At 37.8% G+C, this 24302-nt stretch carries 19 protein-coding genes and 1 pseudogene; 2 read left to right on the top strand and 18 right to left on the bottom strand.

Annotated features, from left to right (window positions below; all coding sequences use genetic code 11):
- The 16 genes and pseudogenes from J5F42_RS04860 to J5F42_RS04785 all read right to left on the bottom strand — a co-directional run.
- Positions 1-822 (bottom strand): annotated as a pseudogene (locus J5F42_RS04860) (type ISP restriction/modification enzyme); the annotation flags it as partial.
- 26 nt (positions 823-848) lie between these two features.
- A complete protein-coding gene (locus J5F42_RS04855) occupies positions 849-3278 on the bottom strand; it encodes an N-6 DNA methylase (protein WP_283491165.1) in 2430 nt (809 codons plus the stop codon).
- A gap of 24 nt (positions 3279-3302) precedes the next feature.
- A complete protein-coding gene (gene nadC / locus J5F42_RS04850) occupies positions 3303-4124 on the bottom strand; it encodes a carboxylating nicotinate-nucleotide diphosphorylase (RefSeq protein ID WP_283491164.1) in 822 nt (273 codons plus the stop codon).
- A complete protein-coding gene (nadA, locus tag J5F42_RS04845; protein ID WP_283491163.1) occupies positions 4124-5134 on the bottom strand; it encodes a quinolinate synthase NadA in 1011 nt (336 codons plus the stop codon). The genes nadC and nadA overlap by 1 nt, the downstream gene beginning before the upstream one ends.
- On the bottom strand, positions 5124-5927 hold the full coding sequence (locus J5F42_RS04840) for a phosphatidylserine decarboxylase (protein WP_097699122.1): 804 nt from the start codon (positions 5925-5927) through the stop codon (positions 5124-5126). The genes nadA and J5F42_RS04840 overlap by 11 nt, the downstream gene beginning before the upstream one ends.
- Positions 5921-6427 (bottom strand): DUF6115 domain-containing protein, encoded by a 507-nt coding sequence (locus tag J5F42_RS04835; RefSeq protein ID WP_000953114.1) that lies wholly within the window; start codon positions 6425-6427, stop codon positions 5921-5923. The genes J5F42_RS04840 and J5F42_RS04835 overlap by 7 nt, the downstream gene beginning before the upstream one ends.
- A gap of 12 nt (positions 6428-6439) precedes the next feature.
- Complete coding sequence (locus J5F42_RS04830) at positions 6440-6934, bottom strand: hypothetical protein (protein WP_187648986.1); 495 nt, start codon at positions 6932-6934, stop codon at positions 6440-6442.
- Positions 6927-7769 (bottom strand): menaquinone biosynthesis prenyltransferase MqnP, encoded by an 843-nt coding sequence (gene mqnP, locus J5F42_RS04825; RefSeq protein WP_242002619.1) that lies wholly within the window; start codon positions 7767-7769, stop codon positions 6927-6929. Before mqnP ends, J5F42_RS04830 begins: the two co-directional genes overlap by 8 nt.
- Before the next feature lie 70 nt (positions 7770-7839).
- Positions 7840-9153 (bottom strand): ComEC/Rec2 family competence protein, encoded by a 1314-nt coding sequence (locus tag J5F42_RS04820; protein ID WP_198972999.1) that lies wholly within the window; start codon positions 9151-9153, stop codon positions 7840-7842.
- Positions 9150-10616, bottom strand: a complete 1467-nt coding sequence (locus J5F42_RS04815; RefSeq protein WP_097686770.1) for a replicative DNA helicase — start codon at positions 10614-10616, stop codon at positions 9150-9152. Before J5F42_RS04815 ends, J5F42_RS04820 begins: the two co-directional genes overlap by 4 nt.
- A gap of 10 nt (positions 10617-10626) precedes the next feature.
- A complete protein-coding gene (locus J5F42_RS04810; protein WP_283491162.1) occupies positions 10627-12021 on the bottom strand; it encodes an NAD(P)H-hydrate dehydratase in 1395 nt (464 codons plus the stop codon).
- Positions 12022-12023: 2 nt separating this feature from the next.
- Positions 12024-13226, bottom strand: coding sequence for a copper-sensing histidine kinase CrdS (gene crdS, locus J5F42_RS04805; protein ID WP_283491609.1), 1203 nt, complete (start codon positions 13224-13226; stop codon positions 12024-12026).
- Positions 13192-13833: a copper response regulator transcription factor CrdR gene (crdR, locus tag J5F42_RS04800; protein WP_078241682.1), complete on the bottom strand. Its 642-nt coding sequence runs from the start codon at positions 13831-13833 to the stop codon at positions 13192-13194. Before crdR ends, crdS begins: the two co-directional genes overlap by 35 nt.
- Before the next feature lie 86 nt (positions 13834-13919).
- Positions 13920-15191, bottom strand: coding sequence for a restriction endonuclease subunit R (locus tag J5F42_RS04795; RefSeq protein ID WP_283491161.1), 1272 nt, complete (start codon positions 15189-15191; stop codon positions 13920-13922).
- A gap of 15 nt (positions 15192-15206) precedes the next feature.
- A complete protein-coding gene (locus J5F42_RS04790) occupies positions 15207-15989 on the bottom strand; it encodes a DNA methyltransferase (protein ID WP_283491160.1) in 783 nt (260 codons plus the stop codon).
- Positions 15976-16839, bottom strand: a complete 864-nt coding sequence (locus J5F42_RS04785) for a DNA-methyltransferase (protein ID WP_040158947.1) — start codon at positions 16837-16839, stop codon at positions 15976-15978. Before J5F42_RS04785 ends, J5F42_RS04790 begins: the two co-directional genes overlap by 14 nt.
- 246 nt (positions 16840-17085) lie before the next feature.
- On the opposite strand from J5F42_RS04785, the gene J5F42_RS04780 reads away from it, so the two are divergent.
- Positions 17086-19569 carry a site-specific DNA-methyltransferase gene (locus J5F42_RS04780; RefSeq protein ID WP_283491159.1) on the top strand — a complete coding sequence of 828 codons (2484 nt, stop codon included), beginning with the start codon at positions 17086-17088 and terminating at the stop codon, positions 19567-19569.
- 9 nt (positions 19570-19578) lie between these two features.
- Entirely contained in the window at positions 19579-22449 is a 2871-nt protein-coding gene (locus tag J5F42_RS04775; RefSeq protein ID WP_283491158.1) for a DEAD/DEAH box helicase family protein, read from the top strand.
- A 50-nt stretch (positions 22450-22499) separates the two neighbouring features.
- Here J5F42_RS04775 and mreC read toward each other — a convergent pair whose 3' ends face one another.
- Both mreC and J5F42_RS04765 read right to left on the bottom strand, forming a co-directional pair.
- Complete coding sequence (mreC, locus tag J5F42_RS04770; protein ID WP_097699115.1) at positions 22500-23246, bottom strand: rod shape-determining protein MreC; 747 nt, start codon at positions 23244-23246, stop codon at positions 22500-22502.
- 3 nt (positions 23247-23249) lie between these two features.
- Positions 23250-24293: a rod shape-determining protein gene (locus J5F42_RS04765; protein WP_000577744.1), complete on the bottom strand. Its 1044-nt coding sequence runs from the start codon at positions 24291-24293 to the stop codon at positions 23250-23252.
- Positions 24294-24302 lie beyond the last annotated feature (9 nt).

Genomic DNA, 24302 nt, shown 5'->3' with positions numbered 1-24302 from the left:
ATGCGGCATCAAAGTCAAAATCTCCGATGGCTTTGGCTTGGCGCGATAAGATAAGGGCGATATTGGCATTAAATGGGGGGGGGGGGGTGGATTTTGCAAGATTTCTTGCATTAACGCTTGGCTGTCATTCCCTTTTAAATGAGGCAAATCGCTCGTTAAAAATCCAAGCGTTTTTTGGATTTCAATCGTGCGCGCGATGACTTTAATGATGTTGCTTACATGATCAAAGTCGCAAGGCTCGTTTTTGTGGCTTTTTAAATACTTGTCTAAAACGCCATACCCCCCTATTCTATAATCATAAATTTCTTTACTCACCCCCCTAAAATAAGCGCTATGGTTGATATAAAGCCGTTGTTCTGGTTCGTTATAAAAGGGTTTTTTGATAATGGGGTTACACTCATCTTTATAGCGGGATTCGCCTATGGTAGCGTCTTTTAATTTTTCAAAGCTGTGATTCAAGCTTTCTTTATTTAAGACATGCAAGCCGATTAGTTCAATCCCTAAAAGGCTTAAAGCCCTAAACAAATCTTTATTGTTTGTGAAAAGGATTTTAGGGTAATCGGCTTTGAGAAAATCTTCGTAACGCTTGCGGTAATGTGGGGAATACAATAGCGCATAAATATAGCCTAAAACCTCTAGCGGCTCAAAAGAGTGGTTATAGCGCTTATCTATAAAGCTTCTAAACTCTGGCGTAAAATTTTCGGTGTAGTTGGGATTTCTAAACTGATAAAGGGGGTAATTGACCCCAGCTCCATTGCCCCCAGAGCTTAACCCCTGATCGTTAATGCTAGAGCTTATAAAGCATTGCGTCCAACTTTTATCGTTGTTTTTTAGCTGTCGTGGGGTGTTTAGCGCGACATTTTTGCGCGTTTGATTGGGTGTTTTAGGGTTTGTTGGGGGGGGGGGGGTAACATGTGTTTAAATGTGTTCTCCCTTGCTCTTTCTAGTTTTTTGGTGTCGTAATAAACTTTGCGTATATCAAAAGGACGATAGTGAATGTCCTTGACGCATTGTTCGTTAAATTCATTACAATATTTTAAGACTTGTTCTTTTAAACTTTCAGTGTTGTTAGCAATAAAAATTCTATCTTTTCCTGTAACAATCCCCACACTTGAGATTTGAAACATATCCTGAACGCTAAAGCCTTGTTCGTATTCATCTAACAAGGGCGTTTTTTGGGGTATGAGTAAGTAAAAAGGCTCCCTTGGGGCAAGCTCAAGCCATTCAATACTATTCAAATCGTTTTGGGCTAAAAAGGCGTATTTTTCAGCCCTTTCGCCATAAACATCATAATAATAGATTTTTTGCTTGGTTGTTTGCGCCTTTTTGACAAAGAGGTTGATGGACACGCCTTGTTTGATATTGAAAACGTTTTCATCTTTTGCGCCTTGTGGGGTTTCCTCCTTTTTCCTAGCGTTTCCATGCAAATTTAAAATATAAAGCTCATCGTAGCATTCTAAAAGAGAGCGCCTTAACCCCCTAAAAGTAGGGTTGTCTAAAAAAGCGTTGTTAGAGATAAAGCCAAAAAGGCCATGCCCTAACGATTCGATCTTGTTTTGAGCGAAACGCATGAATTTCACGTAATCGTCTAAGAGCCATTTAGGGTTTTTCTCCTTTTGCAGTTTGTATTTAGAATGGAGGTTTTTAAGTTTCTTTAGATCGTTTTTACTACCGCTTTCTTTTTGTTTTTGAATATTCTTTAAAAGCGTTTGGATTTTATCGGTGAGTTTAATGTTTTTTTCTATTTCTATGGTTTGAAATTCAGGCTCTATGCCGTAAGTGGCTTTCACTTCCCATTCAAACAAGCCATCATTACTGCTCGCCCCGCTATAAGGGGGATTACCGGTGATGATAAGGATATTTTCATTTTTTTTAATTTCTTGAGCGCTTTTAAGCTCTTTTTCAAAAATCGGGCTTAGCCCACGATGAGCGGCGATCTCACTAGGCTGTATGAGGGTGTTGGTTAAAATGATTTGAAGCGCGTCGTTTTCTTTGAGAGGCTTTTTAAACTCCTGCTTAAAGGCTTGGCTGAGGTTCAAATGAGCGATCGCATAAGGAGCGATCAAATATTCAAACCCATAGAATTGCTTCAAGAGATTTTGGTATTTGTCTTCTTTAGTGGAGGTGCTTCCATCGCTTGTTTTTCTCACTTCTAGCGCTTTTCTAAACGCTTCCAATAAAAAAGTGCCGGTGCCGGTGGCAAAGTCTAAGAGCTTGATGTTTTCGTTATCTAAAGCGCTTTTTAAGCCTAAGGGAGCGTCTTTGAAATGCGTTTTAAGCAAACTATCCAAAGCGTTAATGATGAATTTCACCACAGAATCTGGGGTGTAGTACACGCCCTTCTTCTCTCGCAATTTAGGGTCATAAGCGCTTAAAAAGGTTTCATAAAAGTGCAAATAAGGGTCTTTATCGTCATTCAAATCTTTAATAATAGAGCCCATATCAACATGATTGATCAAGCTTAAAATTTCATTTAAAAGCCATTGGATTTCTTTTATGCTATCAAGCCTCTTTAAAAAATCCGCCATTTCTCTGATCACAGCGAAGTTTTTAGGGATGGAACTCCTCACATTATTGAAATCTATTTTTTCAAAAGGGTGGTTGAGCTTGGCTAGAAAAAGGCTGTAGGTGAGCGTTTGAGCGAACGCATCGCTAAAGTCTTCAAAACTCAATTCTTCATAAAGATATTCTTTAAAATTCTTAAAAATGCTAGAAACTTGATCGTCTTTTTGGTATTGGATTAAAGCGTCTTTTAAATACCTGGTGCGCGGGCTTAAATGCGTTGCGAAATCTTTAGCGTTAGTAATAGGGGCTGCTTCGTAATTGAAAAAGCTTTTGAACAATTCAATTAAATCGCGCTCGGTTTGCGGGTTGGGTTTTAAGGGTTTAGAGAGTTCATCAAGGCTAGCGACAGAGATTTCTTTTTTGATTAAAGGGGCGTTATTCTCATCTTTCCCTACCCACATGAAATTAAGATAATCGGTGAGCATGAGATTAGGGTTTAATTCTAAGTATTTAAGGATTTGTTTTTCTTCTAAGAGTTGGTTAAGATCGAACCCCACTTTTTTATTTTCTATATAGCCGATGTTAAGCCCTTGATAAGAAACGCGAAAATCAGGCTGACTTCCTCGCTCTCTTTTAGGCTCATGCTCAATCTCAAATTCTTTATTGAAATGGTCTTTTAAGCTATCAAGCAAGTTGTATAAAGAAGGGCGGTGCGTGTGTTCATTACTTTCAGGCGTCAGATCTTTAATGCTTTCTAGATATTCTTTTAGCATGCTAATAACCCCTTTTTGAAGTCTTTAAGCCATTTTCATGTGCATGTCAATAAAAGTGGCTTGATGGATTAAAGCCCCTACACTAATGGCATCCACGCCGCTTTTGGCGTAAGCGTTGATGCTCTCTAGTGAAATGTTCCCGCTCGCTTCCAATAAGACAAAGGGGTAATGCGCCTCTCTGTAAGCGGCAATTTCTTTCGTTTCTCCAACGCTCATGTTATCGCACATCACAATATCCGCTCCTGCGCTCATGGCGTTTTTGGCCTCTTCAAAGCTCTCGCATTCAATTTCAATTTTAGCCGTGAAAGGCAAGTTTTTTCTGGCATGCGCTAAAAAGCTTTTGAGATCTTTCACATGCTTTAAATGCGTGTCTTTAAGCATTAAAGCGTCATCTAGCCCTAATCGGTGGTTGCTCGCTCCCCCATTAAGCACGGAATATTTTTCAAAAATCCTTAAAAGGGGTCTGGTTTTTCTCGTATCCAACAAACGCACCTTATGAGAATTTAAAGCTTCTACAAAACGGCTCGTTAAAGTAGCGATCCCGCTGCTGTGTTGCAAAAGGTTTAATAGGGTGCGCTCAATCTTTAAAAGCATGCTAAAATCCCCCCTAATCTCCATTAAAGTGTCTTTAGGCTTGAAACGCTCTTTATCTTTAATGGTTTGAGCGCATTCAATGCCGGTCATTTGAAGCAACTCTAAAGCGTATTTTTCGCCTGAAAACACACCCTCTTGTTTAGCCCTAACAAAAGCCGTGGCTTTAAAATCTTTTTCTAACACCCTTTCAAACAAATCCCCATGCCCTAAATCTTCTTTTAAAGCGCGTTCTAAAAAGGTTTTAATCTCCATTAAGATAACTCCATCATTTTGGTTAAAGCGAGTTTGGCTAAGCACGCCACCTCATCTTTTAATTCAATCGTATTGTAAGCCCTGTGGTTTTTATAAGCCTTTAAAACTTCAAACAAATCTTTTAAAGTCGTTTCATTCATGGTAGGACAAAAGGCGAGCGTGCTAGAAAGAATGAAAGTGTTTTGATGGTGGCGCTTGGCTTTCAAGCGGTTGACTAAATGGCTTTCAGTGCCTATGGCGACTTTTTGATTAGGGCTTAACTTTTCTACAAATTCTATGATTTGACTCGTTGATCCGCTAAAATCAGCGTTAGAAACCACGCTAGGATCGCACTCTGGATGGACAGCGATTAAAATATCCGGGTATTTTTGGCGGTAAAATTCAATGTCTTCTAATTTGAAAAGCTGATGCACCGAACAAAAGCCGTTATAACAAACCACATCAGCGTTTTTGATTTCTTCTGGGCTATTTGCGCCTAAAATCGCGCTTTTTAAGCCATTTTCTAGGGCTAGATTTTCCCCCAAGCATTTATCCGGTAAAAAAAAGATTTTTTTATTTTGTTTTAAAGCGTGATTGAAGATTTTAGAAGCGTTCCTGCTCGTGCAGACCACGCCATTATCTTTAGCGACTTTGGCTTTCACTTCAGCGTTAGAATTGATATAAGTGATAGGGTAAAATTCTTTAACGCCGTATTCTTTCAATAAATGGACGCTTCTATCGTAGTAATGGCTGTCTATCATCCTTGCCATAGAGCAGCATGAGAGTTTGGGCATGATCACTTGTTTGTTAAAGGCTAGGGCTTTCACGCTTTCACCCATGAAATGCACCCCGCAAAACACGATGAGGTTTTTATCGCTCTGGCTTGCGATTTTGGCTAATTCCAAGCTATCGCCTGTATGATGAGCCAACTCTACAATCTCATCTTTTTGGTAAAAATGAGCCACTAAAAGCGCGTCTAAATCTTTCAACAATTCCACAATAGAAGTTTTTAAATCGTTATCAGTTGGCATGAAATTCCCCTATACTTTCCCCAAACTTCACGCTTTTTTCTCTCAAATCTTTAAAAGCGGTGTTTTGAATGAATAAAACAATAGTAGAGCCCATTTCAAAATTCCCTAAATTATCCCCTTTTTTAACCTTAATCGGAGGGTTATAAGAGTAGGTTTGCGTGAAACGGACTTTAGCGTTAGTTTGGATATTCTTATCAAAATTAAAACGCATTTTACCCACATTTAACGCTCCCACCGCTACAAAATACAATTGATTGCCTTGAATGTCTTTTGCAACAAACACCACCCTTTCATTGCCCACAAACAGATTTTTGTTTTTGTAAAGCGAGGGTTTATTGACTGGTAGTAATTTCCCCGCAAAATAACGAGCCTCTAAAATTTCTAAATCGCAAGGAGCGTGGTAGTGGTGGTAATCTTTGGGCGAAAGGTAAAAATTCACATAGAAAAAAGAAAGCCTTAAGGGGTTGATTTCGCCCACTAATTCATGCGCTTTATAGGGCATGCCTTTAATTTGTAAAGCGGTATCGTTATCTAAAAAAGCGCATTCCGTGATCAAAGCATCGCAAGGTGCAATGCAAATATTAGGGGATTTGTCAAAGGGTCGTTCTTTTTTTAAGGAGCGCGTGAAAAGAGCGTTCAAACTCTTGTAGTTTTCCAAAGGCTCAAACTCGCTCAAATCAATTTTAAAGATCTTAACATAAAGAGCGTTGATACCTTTTTGGATAAAAGAAGGGAATTTATAGCCAGCCACAGAGCCAAAAACCCTTGAAAGAGCGTTGCTTAAAGCTACCATTTTAACCCTGCCATGTTCAGTATAAATTCCACCTCGCCCTTACTCACTTTAAACTCTTTAGAAATAGAATCCACGCTATAACCCTCTTGATACATTTTTAAAACCTGTTTTTCGTTGATCTCATCGCTAGCGGCATAATGCCCCATGTCTTTGAATTTGTTTTCTAAAGTAATGATTTTTTCTTCTAAATAATCGCGTTCTTTGTCCATGGATTTTTGGATTTCTTGCAACTGGTTATAAAGGTGTGAAAGGGTCGTTTTTAATGAGCTATCCTCTTTAACGCTTTTTTCTAAAGAAAGGCCCTCTAAACGCCCCTCTAATTCTTTCAAACGCTTAGAATAGATATAATTTTCTTGATAGGATTCATCTAAGGTTTTTTCTAAACGCCTCATTTTATGGTAAAACTCTTTTTCTTTAAGATACAAATACCCCACCAAGCACACCAACACCAATAAAATCGCTCCTAAAACGACCATAAACAAATCATTAGAAGATAACATGATTGCTCCCGTTCATAATTTTAAGCCTTTTCTTTCGCTATCAACAATGAAAGAATCATAACGCTTAATGTCTAAGGCGTGCATGCGAGTGATTTCTAAAAAATCTTTATCCCTTGCCACGCCAAAAAAGGCTAGAATTTTCCCTTCTAACACGCAGCGCCCATAGTAAGTTTGAGGCGCTATCAGGCTTTGTTTTTTTAGGCAAACTAGCCCATGCCCTAAAGCAGTGATGCGGTTATTTTGCTCCAATTCAAGCAGATTTTCTTTTAAAAGCAGGCTCTCTAATTTTTCTAATTTAAAATACAGCGCTTTGAGTAATTCCAGAGTGTCATTTTCAACATTCAAGCGTGAAAAATCAAAGCCAGAATTTAACCAATCAAATTCTTCTAATACCGCTAAAGAGCGTTTACTTTTAGAGATAAACCTTTCATAAGAGAATGATAAATCGCATTGGACTAAGCGCGTTTCAAACCCTAAAGCTTGGGATCTTAAAACCAACTCATGCATGCTTAAACCCCACATCAAGGACAATAAAAATAAAAAACACCACCCCCAAATAGCCATTACTCACAAAAAAGGCTTTAGGAATGTTTTTATAATCTCTGGCCACTAAGATCTGCTCATAGAGTAAAATCAAGGCTGAAACCCCTAATCCTAAATACGCAAAAATCCCCCCATGATAGCATTTCACAAAAAAAAGCCAGCAGATCAGCGCTACAAGGTGTGAGAGCCTTGAGAGATTCAAGCACCATTTTTCCCCTAATCGGCTAGGAATGGAAAACAAACCCCTTTCTTTATCAAACTCCATATCCTGTAAAGAATAGAGCAAATCAAACCCAGCCACCCATAACATCACCCCTAAAGCCAAAAAGACATTCCATAAAGGAATATCCCCTAAAACCGCCACGCTTCCTGCAATGGGGGCTAAACCTAAAGCCAAACCCACGACAAAATGCGCCAAAGAAGAAAAGCGCTTGAAATACGAATACCCCCCCAAAACGATTAAAAAAGGTAGTGAGAGCTTGAAAGCTAAAGGGTTAATGAAATAGCTCACTCCCACGAATAAAAGCGCGTTTAAAGCGCTAAAAATGACCATGCCTTTAACGCTGATCCTACCATCCACGCTCGGGCGGTTTTTCGTCCTTGGGTTATCCTTATCAATGTCTCTATCCACCAAGCGGTTAAATCCCATAGCGAAGTTTCTTGCCCCTAATAAGGCTAAAAAACAAAGGATTAAGGTTTCTAACCCAAAAAAGAGCGTTTGATTTTTTTGATAGGAGCTTATGACCATAGCCATGAGTAAAAACATGCTAGAAAATATCGTATGCTCCAAAGCGACCAACTCGCTTAAAGCTTTGATTTGGTGCGTGATTTTTTTAAGCAATTATTTGATCCCTAATAAAATGACTTTTCTAACCCACAATTGAGCTAGGCATTATAATATATTGATAGCAACAATACAAGAAAAAGCCTGTGCTTAAAACATTCATGCTTAAATAAACCTTAAAAAAACGCGCGCTTAAAATCGTTAAAAACAAATGCACCCCCAAAAGCCATAAAGGTGAAGAAACCGAAATCGTGGGGATGGTTAAAGGCATGCTTAGAATATTATCCAATAAAGACCCTAAACCCACCGCATGCAAGAACAAGCTCAAAGGGAAAAACACGATAAAAATCAAGCCTAAAGGAATGCTAAAGAGCTGGTAGGGCGAAAACATAGGGAAAAAGGCATGCGCGACAATGAGCATGTTCAAAAACACCAGCGCGCTTAAGCTTATGGCTTGAAACGATCGCATTAAAAAAGAAGAATTTTTAAAAAAAATTTGAGTGTGTTTTAAAAACAAAAAGATATACCACACCCCACAGACAGAAAGCAAAAACCCCACGCTAAAAAGCAATTTAGGGAGTAACGCTATGGCGATACAGCACGCTAAAACCAAAAGTTTAAAACTCAAAAGCCTTACCCCAAAAAAGCATGCCAAAAACCCTAGTAAGCCCATTAAAAACGCCCTGAAAAAAGAGGGTAAAAAATCTAATAGCAATAAATACCCTAGCAAAAAAACCCACACCAAAACCCCTATATCATAAAAAGCGTTCCTGTAAGGGAAATAGCGTTTTTGTAAGGGGGTATAAAAAAGCGAAAAAAGAAAATACACGCTCGCACTCAAAATCCCCAAATGGAACCCGCTAATGGCTAGTAAGTGGTTGATCCCTAGCGCGTTAGCCCTGTCTCTTAAATCCTTATTCAAGCTATCCCCCATAAATAACGCTCGATACAAATTACCCACCAAAGCGTTGGAATGAACGCTGTCAATGAAATGGCGCCAATGCGATTTGAAATTGTGTTTTCGTGTTAAAGAAAAAGAATAAGTTTGAAAAAAGCATGATTTTAGAGACTCTAAGAACGAGCAAGGTTTGATTTTGCCAAAAAATTGTGCATGGCGGTATTGGAGGTTTTTTAAAGGCTCTTTAATGGTGGTGTAAAAGATCATGCCCTTTGATTGGAGCTTTAAAACAAAATAGGTTTTTTGATCTTTCGTTTTAGGGTATTGCAATAAGATTTGAGCGTTTAAGCTTGTCGGTTTTGAAAAATCAAGCTTTTGGTAATTCAAGTATTCTAAATAAAGATTGATCGCCAACAAAAGGCTTAAAAACACCCCACACCATAAGTATTCTTTAGGGGTTGAAAGAAGTTCAAACGCCCCCTGAAAAGTTTTATCTTTCAAGTTGTAACTATATCATAATCCACTTTAGTTTCTTGTCCCTCTTCTAAATGAGAATCTATGGGCATGTCTTCATAGCGTGTGAAAGGAGCGTTAAAGCGCGTATAAACCGTTCCTGTAGCCCCATTCCTGTTTTTAGCCACAATGATTTCAGCCTCTTCAATACTGCCATTTTGCTTGTGGATACGCCTTTCTTCATTAACTTTTAGGTGCAACTCTTGTGCCTCTTCAATTTTGCCTTCTTTTTTGAGTTTGTCTATTTTATTGTCTTCAGCCCTCATTTGATAGATATAGCCTCTATATAAAAATAAAACAATATCAGCGTCCTGTTCAATCCCTCCGCTGTCTTTAATATCCGAAAGAATGGGCCGTTTATCGTCTCGATTTTCCAGACTGCGGTTGAGTTGCACTAACGCTATGATAGGGATTTCTAACTCTCTGGCTAAGGTTTTAAGCTCCCTTGAAATTTCAGCGATTTGCTCATGGCGTTCTTTGGTGGCTTTGCTCCCTGACATGAGCTGCAAATAGTCAATAAAAGCGATACCCAATTCCTTGTGTTGGGATTTAAGCTTTCGCAGTTGCAAGCGGATTTGCTCTATCCTCACATAGCTTTTATCGTAGAAAAAGAGTTTTTTGCAAGAAAGGTGATCGTAGCATTTGGCTAAATTTTCCCATTGATCATCATCAAGCCTCCCGCTTTCTAAATCATGCATGTTAATAGAAGTGAGATCCGATAACGCCCTTAAAGCGAGTTGCTCTGCGGACATTTCCAAACTAAAAACCGCTACCCCCCTATCGTCATTGAGCGCAGCTAAGACCATGTTCATCATCAAACTGGTTTTACCCATAGACGGCCTTGCCCCTATAATGACTAAACTCCCTTTATTAAAACCGCTCGTATAATTATCCAATTGGACAAAGCCAGTCGGTATGCCAGTAACTTCCAAACTCCCCTTTCTTTGGTTTTCTGTAATAAGATCCATTGCGCTTTCAAGCACTTCTTTAATGCTTCTAAAGCCCTCTATGGTGCTGCCATTCAATAACGCATAGACTTCTCGCTCCACAGCACCTAAAATATCGCTGGATTTTTGCGCGCTTTCTAGGGCTTGCTCTCTAATGGTGTTAGCCAAGCCAAAAAGTTTTCGTTTAATGGAAGCGTTTTTAATCTCTTCCACATAGGCTTCAATATTATCTATAGGGCTTGCCGCAAAAATAGCGACCAGATCTTCTTCTTCGATTTTTTTGTCTTTAGGCATTTTTTGGCGGATAAAGTTCTCATCAATGGGGCAATCTTCTTCATGCAGTTTTAAAGCGATTTCAAAAAACAAGCCGTTAGGCGGGTAGTAAAAATCGCTAGGCTCTAAAACGCTATGGACCTCTTCAATCTTATGATTGGCCAACACAATTCCTGAAAGCACGATCCTTTCAATGTTTTGCAATTGCTGCAAATGTTTTAAATGATCCATTTTTATCCTTTTATAATCGTTTGATCTTTTCTATCAAATCTAAGGGCGTTAAAGCGTAATTATTCTTAAATTCCAAACCCGCTAGGGCGTGCGCTAGGCTTGCGTTAATAGCAGCGTCTAAAGGCGTGTAGTTTTGAGAAAGCAAGCTTAAAATAAGCCCCGCTAACACATCGCCACTCCCAGCTTTAGCCAAAGCCACGCTCCCTAAAATGTTGATAAAAGTTCGCCCTTGATGAGCGATTAGGGTATTAGCCCCCTTTAAAAGCAAAACCACCTTGGGGTATTTTTGAGAAAAATCCCTTGCGATTTCTAGTTTATTGTCTAACAATTCTAGCATGCTTATATTGATCCCCACTAATTTTAACAACGATAAAAACTCTTTAGGGTGAGGGGTTAAAACCGCTTCTTTTTCTAAGGCTTGTAACACTTCTTTATGATAAAAAACGCCCGCATCTAAAACGCATGGGGCTAATTCAAGCCACTTGTTAAAATCCTTTGGAATATTTTCTAACCCCATGCCAAGAGCGAACGCGCTCAATAAGTTAGGGAAATTTTCACAAAAAACCAATTCTAAAGGCTTGTTATTAGAAGTTATCTCGCATTCTAACGCTTGAACGCTCACCACCCCAGATCCAAAACTTAACGCACTTATTGCGCTCAATAACCCCGCCCCACTATGCTTGCCTAAAAGCACATGCGCATGCCCGTAATCGCCTTTGTGAGCGTTTTTTTTATCCCTTAAGGGCAGTTTCAAATCGCTTTTTTCCAGTAAAAAAGTGTCTGTTGGGATCTCATAAATTGGATTAAAAACCCCTAAATGCCCCACTTCCAATTCCCCTATATAGTCTTTAGCCCTATCGCTTAATAAGCATGACTTAATAGCGCCCATGCTGATAGTCAAATCCGCCTTAAACGCCTTCTTATCCACCCTGCCTTTAGAATCGATCCCGCTAGGAATATCGCAAGCGATTTTAAAGTGCGCTTTTTGAGAAAGGCTTTCAAAGTTTAAAAACGGCTCTAATTCGCCCTTAAAGTTACTCCCCACCACGCAATCTATTAACACATCGCATTCTAAATCTTTATTTTTTTCTTCCCATGCTTTGATGACTACCCCTACTTTTTTAGCCCTTTCTTGTTGCAATTGGCACATGGGGCTTTTGGCTGGTTTCATTTCAAAGACCAGCGTTTTAAAACGCCCCACTAAACGCCTGGCTAACGCATAGCCATCGCCCCCATTATCCCCGCTCCCACAAAGGATAATGACTTTAGCGCCTAAAGAAGCGTTTTGCAAAACCGCCCTTTCTAAAGCCATAGCGGCGTTTTCCATTAAAATGTCTTCGCTTAAAAGCCATTCTTCAAGTGCCCTTTTGTCTAGAGCATTCACTTTTTCATACACTGAAAGCATCTTTATCCTTGAAAATGAATACAGAACGAATTTTCGTAAAACGATCCTTTTAAAGAGGGTTCGCTATGAATTTCTAAACGCATTTTATACTTTTCGCACACTTTTTTCACCAAATCTAACCCTATACCATAACCCAACACGCTAGAATTGAAACGCGCATAACGAACGCTTAATTCTTTAATCTTGTCTTTAGGGATTTCATACCCTAAATTTTTCACTTTCAAAAACTCGTGCGTTAGCTCTATGTGGATATACCCATGCATGACGCTGTATTTGATCGCATTCATGAGCAAATTGCTATAAAGCGAAAGGAAATCCTGCTCTTTAGCCTTCAATTCAACTCCCACTAAATCGCTTTTAAATTCCAGCTTGTGGTAGTCTATCATCTCGCTAAAAAGCGTGTTTTCTTTAATAATTAAGGCTTTTAAGTCTAAAAGCACAAAGGATTCGTGCTCAATATCTTGCATCACTAAATAAGAGAGCGAGCGGTATAAAAAACTCATGCGCTGGATCGCGATTTTAATGCGGCGGTGTTGTTGGTTGTCTTCTAAGGTTTTTAAAGACAAGACTAAAGTGCTCATGGGGGTGTTTAATTCATGCGTGGTGTTTTTTAAAAAATGATCGATGCGCGTGATTTCATTCCTAATGGGCTTTAAAAACAAACGCCCTAAAAACACAGAAACCCCTATCACGCATAAAAACGCTACGACAAACACTAAAACAATATTACGATACAAAGAAGAAAAATGAAAGGGTTTAGAATTTTTAAAAAGCATTTTAGCCACGCCCAAATGAGAGAAAGTTTCGTCAGTGAATAGGTAATATTCCCCCTTAAAACTAAAAAAACCCGCCTCTTTATGGTTTTTAATCAAATCTGCGCTTTCAGGGATATTAGAGTATAAAACACGCTTTTTACTATCAAAAAGCGCCATGGAAGCGTCCTTATAGCGTGAAATGAGGGCGTTTAAAGCGTTTTGATAATCCGCATGCGTTTGCATGTGCAATTGGATAATTTCACTAGCGATCTTAGAAGCCATTTTGTCCATGTCCATGCGTATCATTTTGATTTTTTCGTTTTTTTCATAGTTAAACGCTAAAACGCTAATCACTAGCATTAACACAAACGAAGAGCCTAAATAAGTCCCTAAAAAGAGCTTGAGGGATTTTTTTTCATAGTGGGTTAAAGCGATAGCCCACCCCCTTATGCGTTTCTATACAATTTTTACCCAAAAGCTTGCGCAACACTTTAATGTAAGTGCGCAAGGTGGAATCATCAATCGCCTGCTCCCATAAATTATTTTCTAACGCTTGAGAGCTAATGATTTGCCCTTTATGCTCTAAAAAATATTCTAAAAGTTGTGCGGTTTTGGGTGGCAAGATCTCTTTTTTGCCCATGACACTCAAGCAATTTTGGTGATAAAAAATGTTAGGCATGATTTCTATGGGATCATCATTGAAAAACCTTTTAATGCGCGCTTCCAATTCGTCTAAATCAAAAGGCTTTTTCAAATAATCGCTCGCCCCCAAATTAAAAGCGTTTTTTAAGGTAGCGTTATCCTGTAAGGCGGTGATAAAAATCACAGGCGTAGAGATTAAAAAATCGTTTTTGATGCGCTTAAACAATTCCAAGCTATTCATTTCAGGCACTTGTACGTCTAAAAGCAAGAGGTTAAAGCGCTCAACAGAGAGCCTTTCATAAGCTTCTTTCCCATTAAAAGCGCAAAACACTTCATAGCCTAAATGCTCTAAAAACTCCTTGATACTCTCGCTTAAAAGGTAGTCGTCTTCTAGTAAAAAAATCTTTTTTTGCATGGGGGTATTGTAGCGCTAATTCTATAGCCTTTATACCAAAAGCGATCATGAAAAACGCTCCCTTAAAAAGACACCGCTTTATTTTATCAGCCGTTTTTAGAATGCAATAAATCTTTATTGTATTTCAGCATGATATTTTGTAAATCAAGTTTATATAACACATTTTCAACATAAGTAAAATAAAGGCTTTCTTGTTCTTCTTTTAAGCCTTTAGATAAAATCACATCGCAATTTTCAAAATACAAACAAATATGTTTATTTTGCGTTTGAGATATTTTCGCATGGTTAAAAGCGTCAATATAGATTAAATTTTCCCATTTATCCAAAAGATCAAACTCTTCTATAGAGCGAGCCAAACATAAAGGCACAATATGATGCAATTCAAAGCCCTTTTCTTTTTTTACGCCATGTTTTTCAAAATAAAGGGCTTTTTCTTTAATGGAGCGTTTGAGCTTTTTATCGTTTTGTTTGCTTTCTTCATTGAGCGTTTTTAAAATAAGCCTCTCTTTATTGGTTTCAAAAAACACGCTTTGTTCTAGCAAGCTAAAAATTTGTTGGGCTTGATTTTTCCAATTATGATAATCTCTCTTTTCTAACTTATTCCCATTAAAATGGTTAGGATTGCAATAATTTTGCACCAACTCTTTTAACTTTTCTTTTTGGATACGGCTTAAACTCCTATACTCTCTAACATATTCTATAATTTCACTTCTAGTAAAATTTTCAATATTTAAAAATGTAACAAAAAACATCATTTCTTCAATGTCTAAATAATGATTGTCAAGCTCTATCATTATCTCTCTGCATTCTGCTCCAAAACCTTTTAAAAGATTTTCTAAAGCTTGCGTGTAACAAAAATTTTTTCTTAACAAATCTTGTGCGTTTAAAAATTCTATAGATAAGGGAGTTAAACTGATATATTTAATATTGCTTTGAATGTAGGGGTTTGTAGATTCCTTATTTTTATTGTATCGCTCAATCAACCCCATTCTATGCATATCTACAAAAAGATTTTTTCTCAAGCTATCTTGGGTTACTTGATTCTTTTTTCCTAAATTATCTTGAGGCATTTCAGACTTACAGATATTATCAACCACTTTTGCATAAACCTCTTCGCCTATGATATTGCTAGGGCGTTTGCTCATATCGGTGGTGCGGATTTGCAAAAAATCCTCTCCCACTTCATTGAAAATAGCTTGAATAATGGTTTTAATCTTATTTTGATCGTAACGATTGTGTTGGGATAAATGCAAGCCCCTATAATCAGAGCTTTTTATGCGATTAGCCAAGAATTTCAAACACTCTTTGCTAGGGTCAAGCTGCATGATTTCTAGCAAAATTTTTTCTAATTTTGGCATGTTAAATATCCTTTTTTATTTGTATTCATTATACTTAAACATTTCCAAACCCTCATGCACGTATTCAGCATGGGTTTCACACCCTATAAAATTACGCCCCAAACTTTTAGCCACTAAGCTAATCATGCCACTGCCACTAAACAAATCTAAAATCAAATCGTTTTTGTGAGAGCTAGCCTTTATCATGCGTTCAATGAGCGCTTTAGGTTTAATGCTAGGGTGTTTGGGCTTAAGGATTTTACCCTTCTCTTTTTCAACATGCCTTTGTGAAGTGATTTCCCACACATCAAGGCATAATTTGCCCTTAGGGTTAGGGAACCAGCGTTTGTTGTTCTTTAAAATCCCCTTACTTTGAGCATGTTTGATGCGTTCGGTGGATTCATAAGCGATGCGAATCTCATCGGCATTAAAAGTGTAGTTTTTCTTGTGCATGCTATAAAATAAAATGCTTTCTTGTGCATGGTTATAACGCTTTTTGGCGTTGGCAAACCCATCTTTTTTAACCCAAGTGATAAAATTTAAAAAATGCGCTTTTTTTTGGCACAAATACGCTAAAAATAAAGCGCAATTAAAAGGGGTGTTAAAGATATAAAAACTCCCTGTGTCTTTAAGTTTGGGCAGCACTTTATCAATCCAAGCGTAAGAAAATGTTAAAAACTCTTCATCATTTTTAAAACTATCCCATGAAGCAATTTTAAGATTGTAGGGGGGATCAATAATGGCTAAATCAACGCTTTTATCTTCTAGTTTGTCTAAGAATGTGAAAACATCTTCTATATAAATCTTATTCAAAATCAAACAAGTTTCCTAATTTTTGCTCAATCAAGGGCTTATAATTTTCATAGAGTTCATAACCTATAAAATTTCTTTTTAAAAGTTTTGCTTCCCTTAAGGTTGTCCCGCTCCCGCTAAATGGATCTAGCACCACATCGCCCACGCAACTATACAACCTAATCAAACGCCTTGCTAATTCAGCCGGCATTAAAGCCGCATGCTTGCCAAAAGCAATATCGTTTTTATTAGGGATTGGGATTTCCCAAATTTGTTTGGTAAATTCCACCCATTCCTCTTGAGTCAATTGGCTTTGTTCTTTTTGTTCTTCTGTGGGTTGTTTGGGCTTGCCGTCTTTGACAAACACGCCGATAAATTCTATAGTATTTTGCGCATAAAAATTTCTAGGATAAGGGTAGCTCCCAAACATCAATCTTTTAGTAGGATTTGCGCGTTTCCAAATATAGACATCTAGTAAGAACATTTTAGGCTTGTTTTCTAGCGTGTTGTTTAAATCATGCAAAATGGAGTGTTGAATATCAGCATGCAAATCAAAAATATGGCGGTTATAGTGCGTGTTTAAAACCTTTTTAAGCATGGGCATTAAAGGCACATTAATGCATAACTTACCATTGGGTTTTAGCGCTCTGTAGCACTCAAGCCAAACTTTTAAAAGACCTAAAAGATAATCTTCATATTTTTCTAACGCCCCTAAATCTTCAACATGTTGGGCTGAATGCTGTAAATCTTGTGTGCCGTTTTTTGCGTAATCTTTAATGTTGAAATAAGGCGGGCTTGTGATGATCAAATCCACGCTATTATCTGGCACTTCATGCATGTTGGTGCTGCTGTGATAAAACACTTTATTGATATTCAATCTTATTTTTACCTTTTATTAAATTCCAATGGGTTTTGCATGAAAGAATTTTACAATGAAATAGGGGTATTTTAAAAAATGAGTCAGTCAAGGCAATCTAAATTTTCAACAAGCCAAACTCCCTAACGCTCTCGCTTAAAAGGTAGTCGTCTTCTAGTAAAAAAATCTTTTTTTGCATGGGGGTATTGTAGCGCTTAATGAGCGGGCTTTGTTATAATACTTTCCATATTTTTAAGGAGCGTTATAATGAAAACGAACGAAGCGCAATTTTATGAAGTTTTAGAAAACCTTTTTATAGGCGTTAAGGTTGAAGACCAGCCAGAAAGCCTTTTAGATCCTAGCCCTAAAGCGGTGAAAAACGGCATGATCAACCTCATGAAGGCTAAAAGCCAGTATTACCACCATAAAAAACAAAAATTAAAAAAACTCATTGATTCAAAATGCCAAGATAACAACGATCTCAAAGAAGAATTGTTTGACAAACTCTATAGCTTTTTCAAGCGTTATTTCAGCGCTAATGGAGGGATTTATTTCAACGACACGCCCCTTTATGACAGCCTTTATACCAAAAGCGATTATGAAAAATGCTCCCTTAAAAAAGACACCGCTTTATTTTATAAAACCAAAGATCTCTATTACGTGAAAAGCGAAACGATTTATAAGGATTTTTGCTTTGAATTAGAGGGCATTCTTTTTAACTTTGACGCTTCTTCACTAGAAAGCAAAAAATATAATGAAAAAGTGGATTTAGTCTTTGATTTAAAAAATTATAGTAAAGATACAGACACAAAAACTAACACCCTGAATTTTAGCGTTACGCTCAGCAGCAAGGGGACTCAAACCAAAACGAATGAAATCCTAAAAGAATGCTCCAATCAAGGCGTCAAACTTGATGAAGAAGTGTTAAAAAAAGCGTTGGTGAAATTCAAAAAACAAGGCAGCATGGATTATTTCATCCATAAAAACGCGCTAGGGTTTTTAAAAGAGCAGTTGGATTTGTATCTGTTTGAATACCTTTTTAAAGAAATGACTGCATTTGATCACAAACGCCTTAATGAGATCAATACTATTAAAGAAGTGGCTTTAGAAGTGATTTCATTAGTGAGCGAATTTGAAAACGAACTTTGTAAGATTTGGAACAAACCCCGCTTTGTGTTAAACTCGCATTTCATTGTAAGCTTGGATAAATTAAAAGCCAAAAACTACGATTTGAATAAAATCACAAGCCACCCAAACTACCCCAAACAAGTTAAAGAATGGCAAGACTTGAATTTAGAGATCGCAGACAATCTTTTAGAAAACGAGTTCTTGCCCCTAGACACTCTTTATTTTAAAGATTTAGAAGAAGAGGTTAAAAGCTTATTCAATGAAGATGAAATCAACGGCACGCTCATTAAAAGCGAAAACTACCAAGCCCTAAACTCTCTCAAAAACCGCTATAAAGAAAAAATTGATTGCATTTATATTGATCCGCCTTACAACACGCAAAACAATGAATTTATTTATGCGGATAATTTCAAACGCTCCAGTTGGCTTACTATGATGGAAAACCGCTTAGAGCTTGCGCACAAGCTTTTGAATGATAAAGGCGTAATGTTTGTGAGCATTGATGATAATGAACAGGCTTATTGTAAAGCGCTCATGGACGAAGTCTTTAATGGGGGGGGGGGGGGTGATAACTTTGTAGCGAACTTGATATGGCAAAAGAAAAAAGGCGGTAGTCAAGATAGTGAAAATTTTGCAAAAGAGCATGAGTATATTTTGTGCTATCAAAAAGAAAAATTCACTATTATTGATACAGAAATAGACCATGATATACAAGACTTCAATAAAACTATCAATGGCAAACAAGCTAAAATTCTAAAACTTGAAAAATGGGGAGCTGGAGCTTTAAAAGCTGATGCACCTAGCTTATATTATTCCATTAAAGATCCAAATGGTAACGATTTTTACCCTATAGCCCCTAATGGTGAAGAGGGGCGTTGGCGGAAAAAACCTGAAAATTTGGATAGCGAACATATTTTTTGGCAAGAAAATTCTAAAGGGCGTTTAATCCCTTATGAAGTAATTTATTATGATGAAATCAAAAATGCGAAAAAAGTAATTAAAACACGCACAATTTTTACAGAGTATGGCACTACGACAGAAGCAACTAAAGAAATTTTAGCCCTTTTTAATGGAACTAAACTTTTTGACACCCCCAAACCAGAAGCCCTAATTTCAAGAATTATAGAAATCTCTACCCAAGAAAACGATCTCGTGTTAGACTTTTTTGCTGGGAGCGGGACGACTTGCGCGGTGGCTCATAAGCTTAAGAGAAAGTATATCGGTATTGAAATGGGGGAGCATTTTGACAGCGTGATTTTGCCTCGCCTTAAAAAGGTTATAGGCGGTTTTAAAAGCGGTGCGGCTAAAGAATTTAATGGAGGTGGGGTGGTGAAAGTTTATGCATTGGAAAGCTATGAAGAGATTTTAAGAAAAATCAAGTATGAAGACAATGACAAACCCTTAGCTTATGATGAACAATACAGCGATTTAGTGGGATGCAAAAACGAATCTTACACGCTCAATTTAAACGCGCTAGAAAAAATGGGCGTGGATATTAAAGAGACTTTGGAAAATTTATGGGGGCTGAAAGTGGAGTTTTTTAATGAAAAGGTGGTGAAATTTAAAGGGAATGATAAAGAAGTAGAGATTTTAAAAGCCTTAAAAGAAGCGCTCATTTGGTAAGGAGGCATAATGGCAAAGAAAAAACAAGAAGTAAGAAATAATGAAATTTTTGTCGCTCAAAAACTCGCTGAAGAGGAATTGAACGCTAACGAGATTAATGAGCCGTTAGAAATGTTAGACTTTAAAAGCTTTGATAGCAATAAGGAGCTTTTAGATTACCAACAGCAAGCTTTGATTAACGCTTTTAGAGTGCTTGTCGCTTATTTTAGAGATTTCAAAGAAAATAAAAAAGAATTTTACGCTTTTTATCAAAAACATTATTCATTCGCTAATTGCGATTTCGCCAAAAAGAAACTCAACCCTTTGTTAAAGAGCCATTTTAAGGTAGAAAATCATTGCGTGCGTTTTGAAAATTTCATCAACCGCCTAGCCTTTTACATGGCCACAGGGAGCGGTAAAACGATTGTCATCATCAAACTGGTAGAGCTTTTAAGCGTGGCTATAAGAATGGGTTTGATCCCTAAGAAAAATATCATGTTTTTTAGCGCGAATGAAAATTTGATCAAGCAATTTGAAAAAGAAATTGAAAAATACAACCGCAATAAGGACTATTCCAAACAAATTGATTTCAAAAACCTTAAAAGCGTTAAGAATAAGGATTTTTACCACTCTCCAAAAGATTCTTTAATGAAAAAAATCGCTCTTTTTTATTACCGCGCGGATTTAATGAGCGATGAAGAAAGCAAGGAAAACCTTTTAAATTATAAGGATTGTTGGGATAATGGGGAAAATTATGTGATTTTAGATGAAGCGCATAAGGGAAACAAGACTGAGAGCAAAAGACAGGCGATTTTTAGCCTGCTGTCTTTAAAAGGGTTTTTATTCAATTTCAGCGCCACTTTCACTGAAGAAAGCGATCTCATCACTGCGGTGTATAATTTGAGCGTGGGCGAGTGGGTGAAACTTGGCTATGGTAAAGAGTCTGTTTTATTGAAGAAAAACAATTTAAGCGCTTTTAAGGAATTGAAAGATTTAAACGATAGGGAAAAAGAAATCGCTCTTTTAAAAGCGTTATTGCTTTTGGGCATGCAAAAACGCTATCAAACAGAAGGCTATTTTTACGACCCTTTAATGCTCGTGTTCACGCATTCTGTGAATGTTAAAAACAGCGATGCGGAAATCTTTTTTAAAACTTTAGCGCGCGTGATTGAAAATGACGATGGAAGCGATTTTTTAAAGGCTAAAGAGGATTTATTAGAGGAATTAAAGAATCCGGAATTCCTTTTTAGCGATGGCAAAGATAAAGAAAAAGAATATAAAATTGAGGTTTTTAAAGAGAGTTTAAAGAGCATGGATTTTAAAGGCTTAAAAGAAGAAGTTTTTTATGCCAGTAACGGGCATATTGAAGTCATTATTAACCCTAAAAACAACCAAGAAATCGCTTTCAAGCTCAACACAAGCGACAAAGTCTTTTGCCTGATCAAAATTGGCGATATTACCGAATGGGTTTGTGAAAAATTAAAGAGCGTGAAGGTGGTGAGTAAGAATTTAAGCTTTAAAGAAGAGAGCTATTTTAGCCAGATTGATAAGAGCAGTATCAATATCTTAGTGGGGTCTCGCACTTTTGACACTGGGTGGGATAGCACAAGGCCTAGCGTGATTTTATTTTTAAATATAGGGCTTGATGATGACGCTAAAAAATTGGTGAAACAATCTTTTGGCAGGGGCGTAAGGATTGAAAGCGTCAAAAACCAACGCCAAAGGTTAGCGTATTTAGACATAGATGAAGCCGTTAAAAAAGCCTTGAAACCACACGCTGCAATGTTGGAAACGCTTTTTGTGATACCCACCAACCATGCAAGCCTTGAAGCGATTTTAAAGTTCCAAAAAGAGAGCGAAAATAAGGGTGAGAATAGAGATTCTTGGCGTGAAATCAAATTAGAAAAAACGCCTATAAAACACGCCTTATTCGTGCCTTGCTACCGAAAAGAACAAACCAACGCTCTTAAAATTTCTCCAAGCGCTTCGTTTAAAATGAGCGAAAAAAATTTTAAGGATTTAAAAGAGTATTTTCATTTAATGAGTGAAAAGCATTTTATTTTAAAGCATGAAATTTATGACCCTAAAGATTACGCGCTGTTAAAAGAAATGGTACAAACAGCGCATTTTAAAAAGGTATCAACTTGGCATTATAAAGATTTAGATTACATGATTTCTGAAATTAAAGGCAAGCTATACCCTAATCAAAAAGTGCCTAAAGACGAGTTTAACGCCCTAGATAGTGAGAAAATCGTGCATTTTAAAAGGGTTAAAGTTAGGGCGGATAAAAAAGAAAAATTGATTCAAACCATCCAAGAAGTGAAAGAATATGCGCCTTTGGATACAGACAAACACAAACAAGACAGAACGTTCAAAGTTGATGGTGCCGAGCTGTTAAAACTCAAGGAGCATTACTATACCCCGCTCATTAAAGCCAAAAACTGCGATTGGCTTAAGCATGTGGTTAAAGTAGAAAGTGAGATTGATTTTTTAAAAGAGTTACAAGAAACCGAAACGATAAAAACGCTGCAAGAAAACTATGATTTTTGGGCGTTCAGCAAGATTGATGAGCATTTAGACAATTTGTTTATCCCTTATATAGACAACGGCGCTACAGAAAGGAAATTTTTCCCCGATTTTATCTTTTGGCTAGAAAAAGGCGGCACGCAGATCATTTGCTTCATTGATCCTAAAGGGAGCAAACACACTGATTACGAGCATAAGGCAGATGCGTATCAACTTTTTAAAGATAAAATTTTTAACCCCAAAGACAATCCCAATCTCAAAATCAAAGTGGTTTTAAAATTTTATGGAAATAAGGATGATGTGGGGGAGCGTTATAGAGATAATTGGATTAAAGAAGGGGAATTAAAAGATTTTTTTCTAAAACAATTAGCCTAATTTTATTGAAAGGGGTTAAAAATGCGCTTGAATTAGCCTTGAATAGAGCGCTAGTTTTTCACATCGCTTAAAAACACATGCCTTAAAAGTTTGGCTTCGCTTAAAAAAGCGTTTTTTAATACCGCGCTTTTATAAGTGTAATGATCTTCAACGCTTGAAACTTCGCCCACAAACACCCCCGCTCCAAAAATCCCATCTAACCCGCTCGTTAGCACTTGATCGCCTATGTTGATTTCAGCGCTTGGGACAATGAAATCCACGACTAATTCTTGCTTGAAATTAGACCCTATAAAGCCTAACACTTGATTTTGGCCTATCATCACGCTATAAGCGCACCGCTTGTGAGCGTTCAAAAACCCGTTCAAGCGCCCTTTTTCTAGCACGGCAATGCCTATGGCTTGGTTGTGAGAGACAAGGCCATAAATCTTATTTTCTTCTAAATTTACAATAGGGTGGAGAGAAACGCTGTGCGTGTCTTCTAAACTGATGAATGAAGTCATAAAAGTGGGGGTATAAGTCATTTTTGGATTTTCTAAAGGATAAACACTATTCAAACGCTCTTTCAAATCGGCGTTTTCTAGTTTTAAAGCTTCTAAAATCAAGCGTTCTTTTTGAAATTCCTTAATGTTTTGGGCTTGAAAAAAATACGCTTGAATGTTGTCCAGTAAGCTATTTTTAGCGCTCATCAAGGCGTTTTTAATCCGGTCGCTGATATAAGAAGAACTGCCTTTAATGTCTAAAAAATAAAAAATAAGAAAAATCCCTAAAAGCCAAAGGAATTTAAAATAAAAACGCATGCATTATTCACTAAAACCCACACGGCTGAGTAAATCCAAATCTTGTATGGCTTCCCCTGTGCCTTTGGCTACCGCCAATAAAGGCTCATCGCCCACATACACAGGGAGTTTAACCATATCGCTTAAATACTTGTCTAAGCCTTTAATCAAAGCCCCACCGCCGGTAAGCACCACGCCATTTTGCACAATGTCTTTAGCCAAATCCGGCTTCACTTCTTCAAGCACGCTCCTTAAAGCGCTAGAGATTTCTCTCACCTGATCTTTAATGGCTTCAAACACATCATCAGAGCTCAATTCAATCGTGTGCAACAGCCCGCTCACTTGATCTCTCCCTGACACTTCCATCGTGAGAGGCGGATCCAATTTGATCGCGCAACCGATTTCAATCTTAATCTCTTCGCCGGTGCGCTCCCCTATCAACAAATTGAATTTCTTGCGGATGTATTCCACGATGCTTTGATCCAATTTATCCCCAGCCACTCTAATGCTTTTAGAAATGACTAACCCTCCAAGGCTGATCACGCCAATTTCAGTCGTGCCTCCGCCAATATCCACAATCAAACTCCCTTGCGGCTCTTTCACGGGTAAGCCCGCTCCAATCGCGGCTGCCATAGGCTCTTCAATCAAAAAGACCTCTCTAGCCCCAGCGCTCAAAGCACTCTCTTTAACCGCATTCCTTTCCACGCTCGTCAGCCCATAAGGCACGCACACCATGATGCGCGGGCGGATCCATGTCTTTCGTTTGTGCGCTTTTTCAATAAAGTAGCGGATCATTTTAGCGGTAATGTCATAATCGGCAATCACGCCATCTTTCATGGGGCGAATCGCTCTGATGCTGTTAGGGGTTTTGCCTAGCATTTCCTTAGCCTCGCTCCCCACTGCCAAAATATCATAAGCTTTAGAATCAAACAATCCCATGCGCACCGCCACAATAGAAGGCTCATTGATAATAATGCCCTGCCCTTTGACCAACACGATCGTGTTAGCCGTGCCTAAATCTATGGCAATATCATGCGAAAACAAACCGATTAATTTGCTAAAAATCATGCCCTTTGT

Source organism: Helicobacter pylori (assembly GCF_030062585.1).
GTDB lineage: Bacteria > Campylobacterota > Campylobacteria > Campylobacterales > Helicobacteraceae > Helicobacter > Helicobacter pylori_CN.
This window is presented reverse-complemented; position numbering and strand designations above follow the sequence as displayed.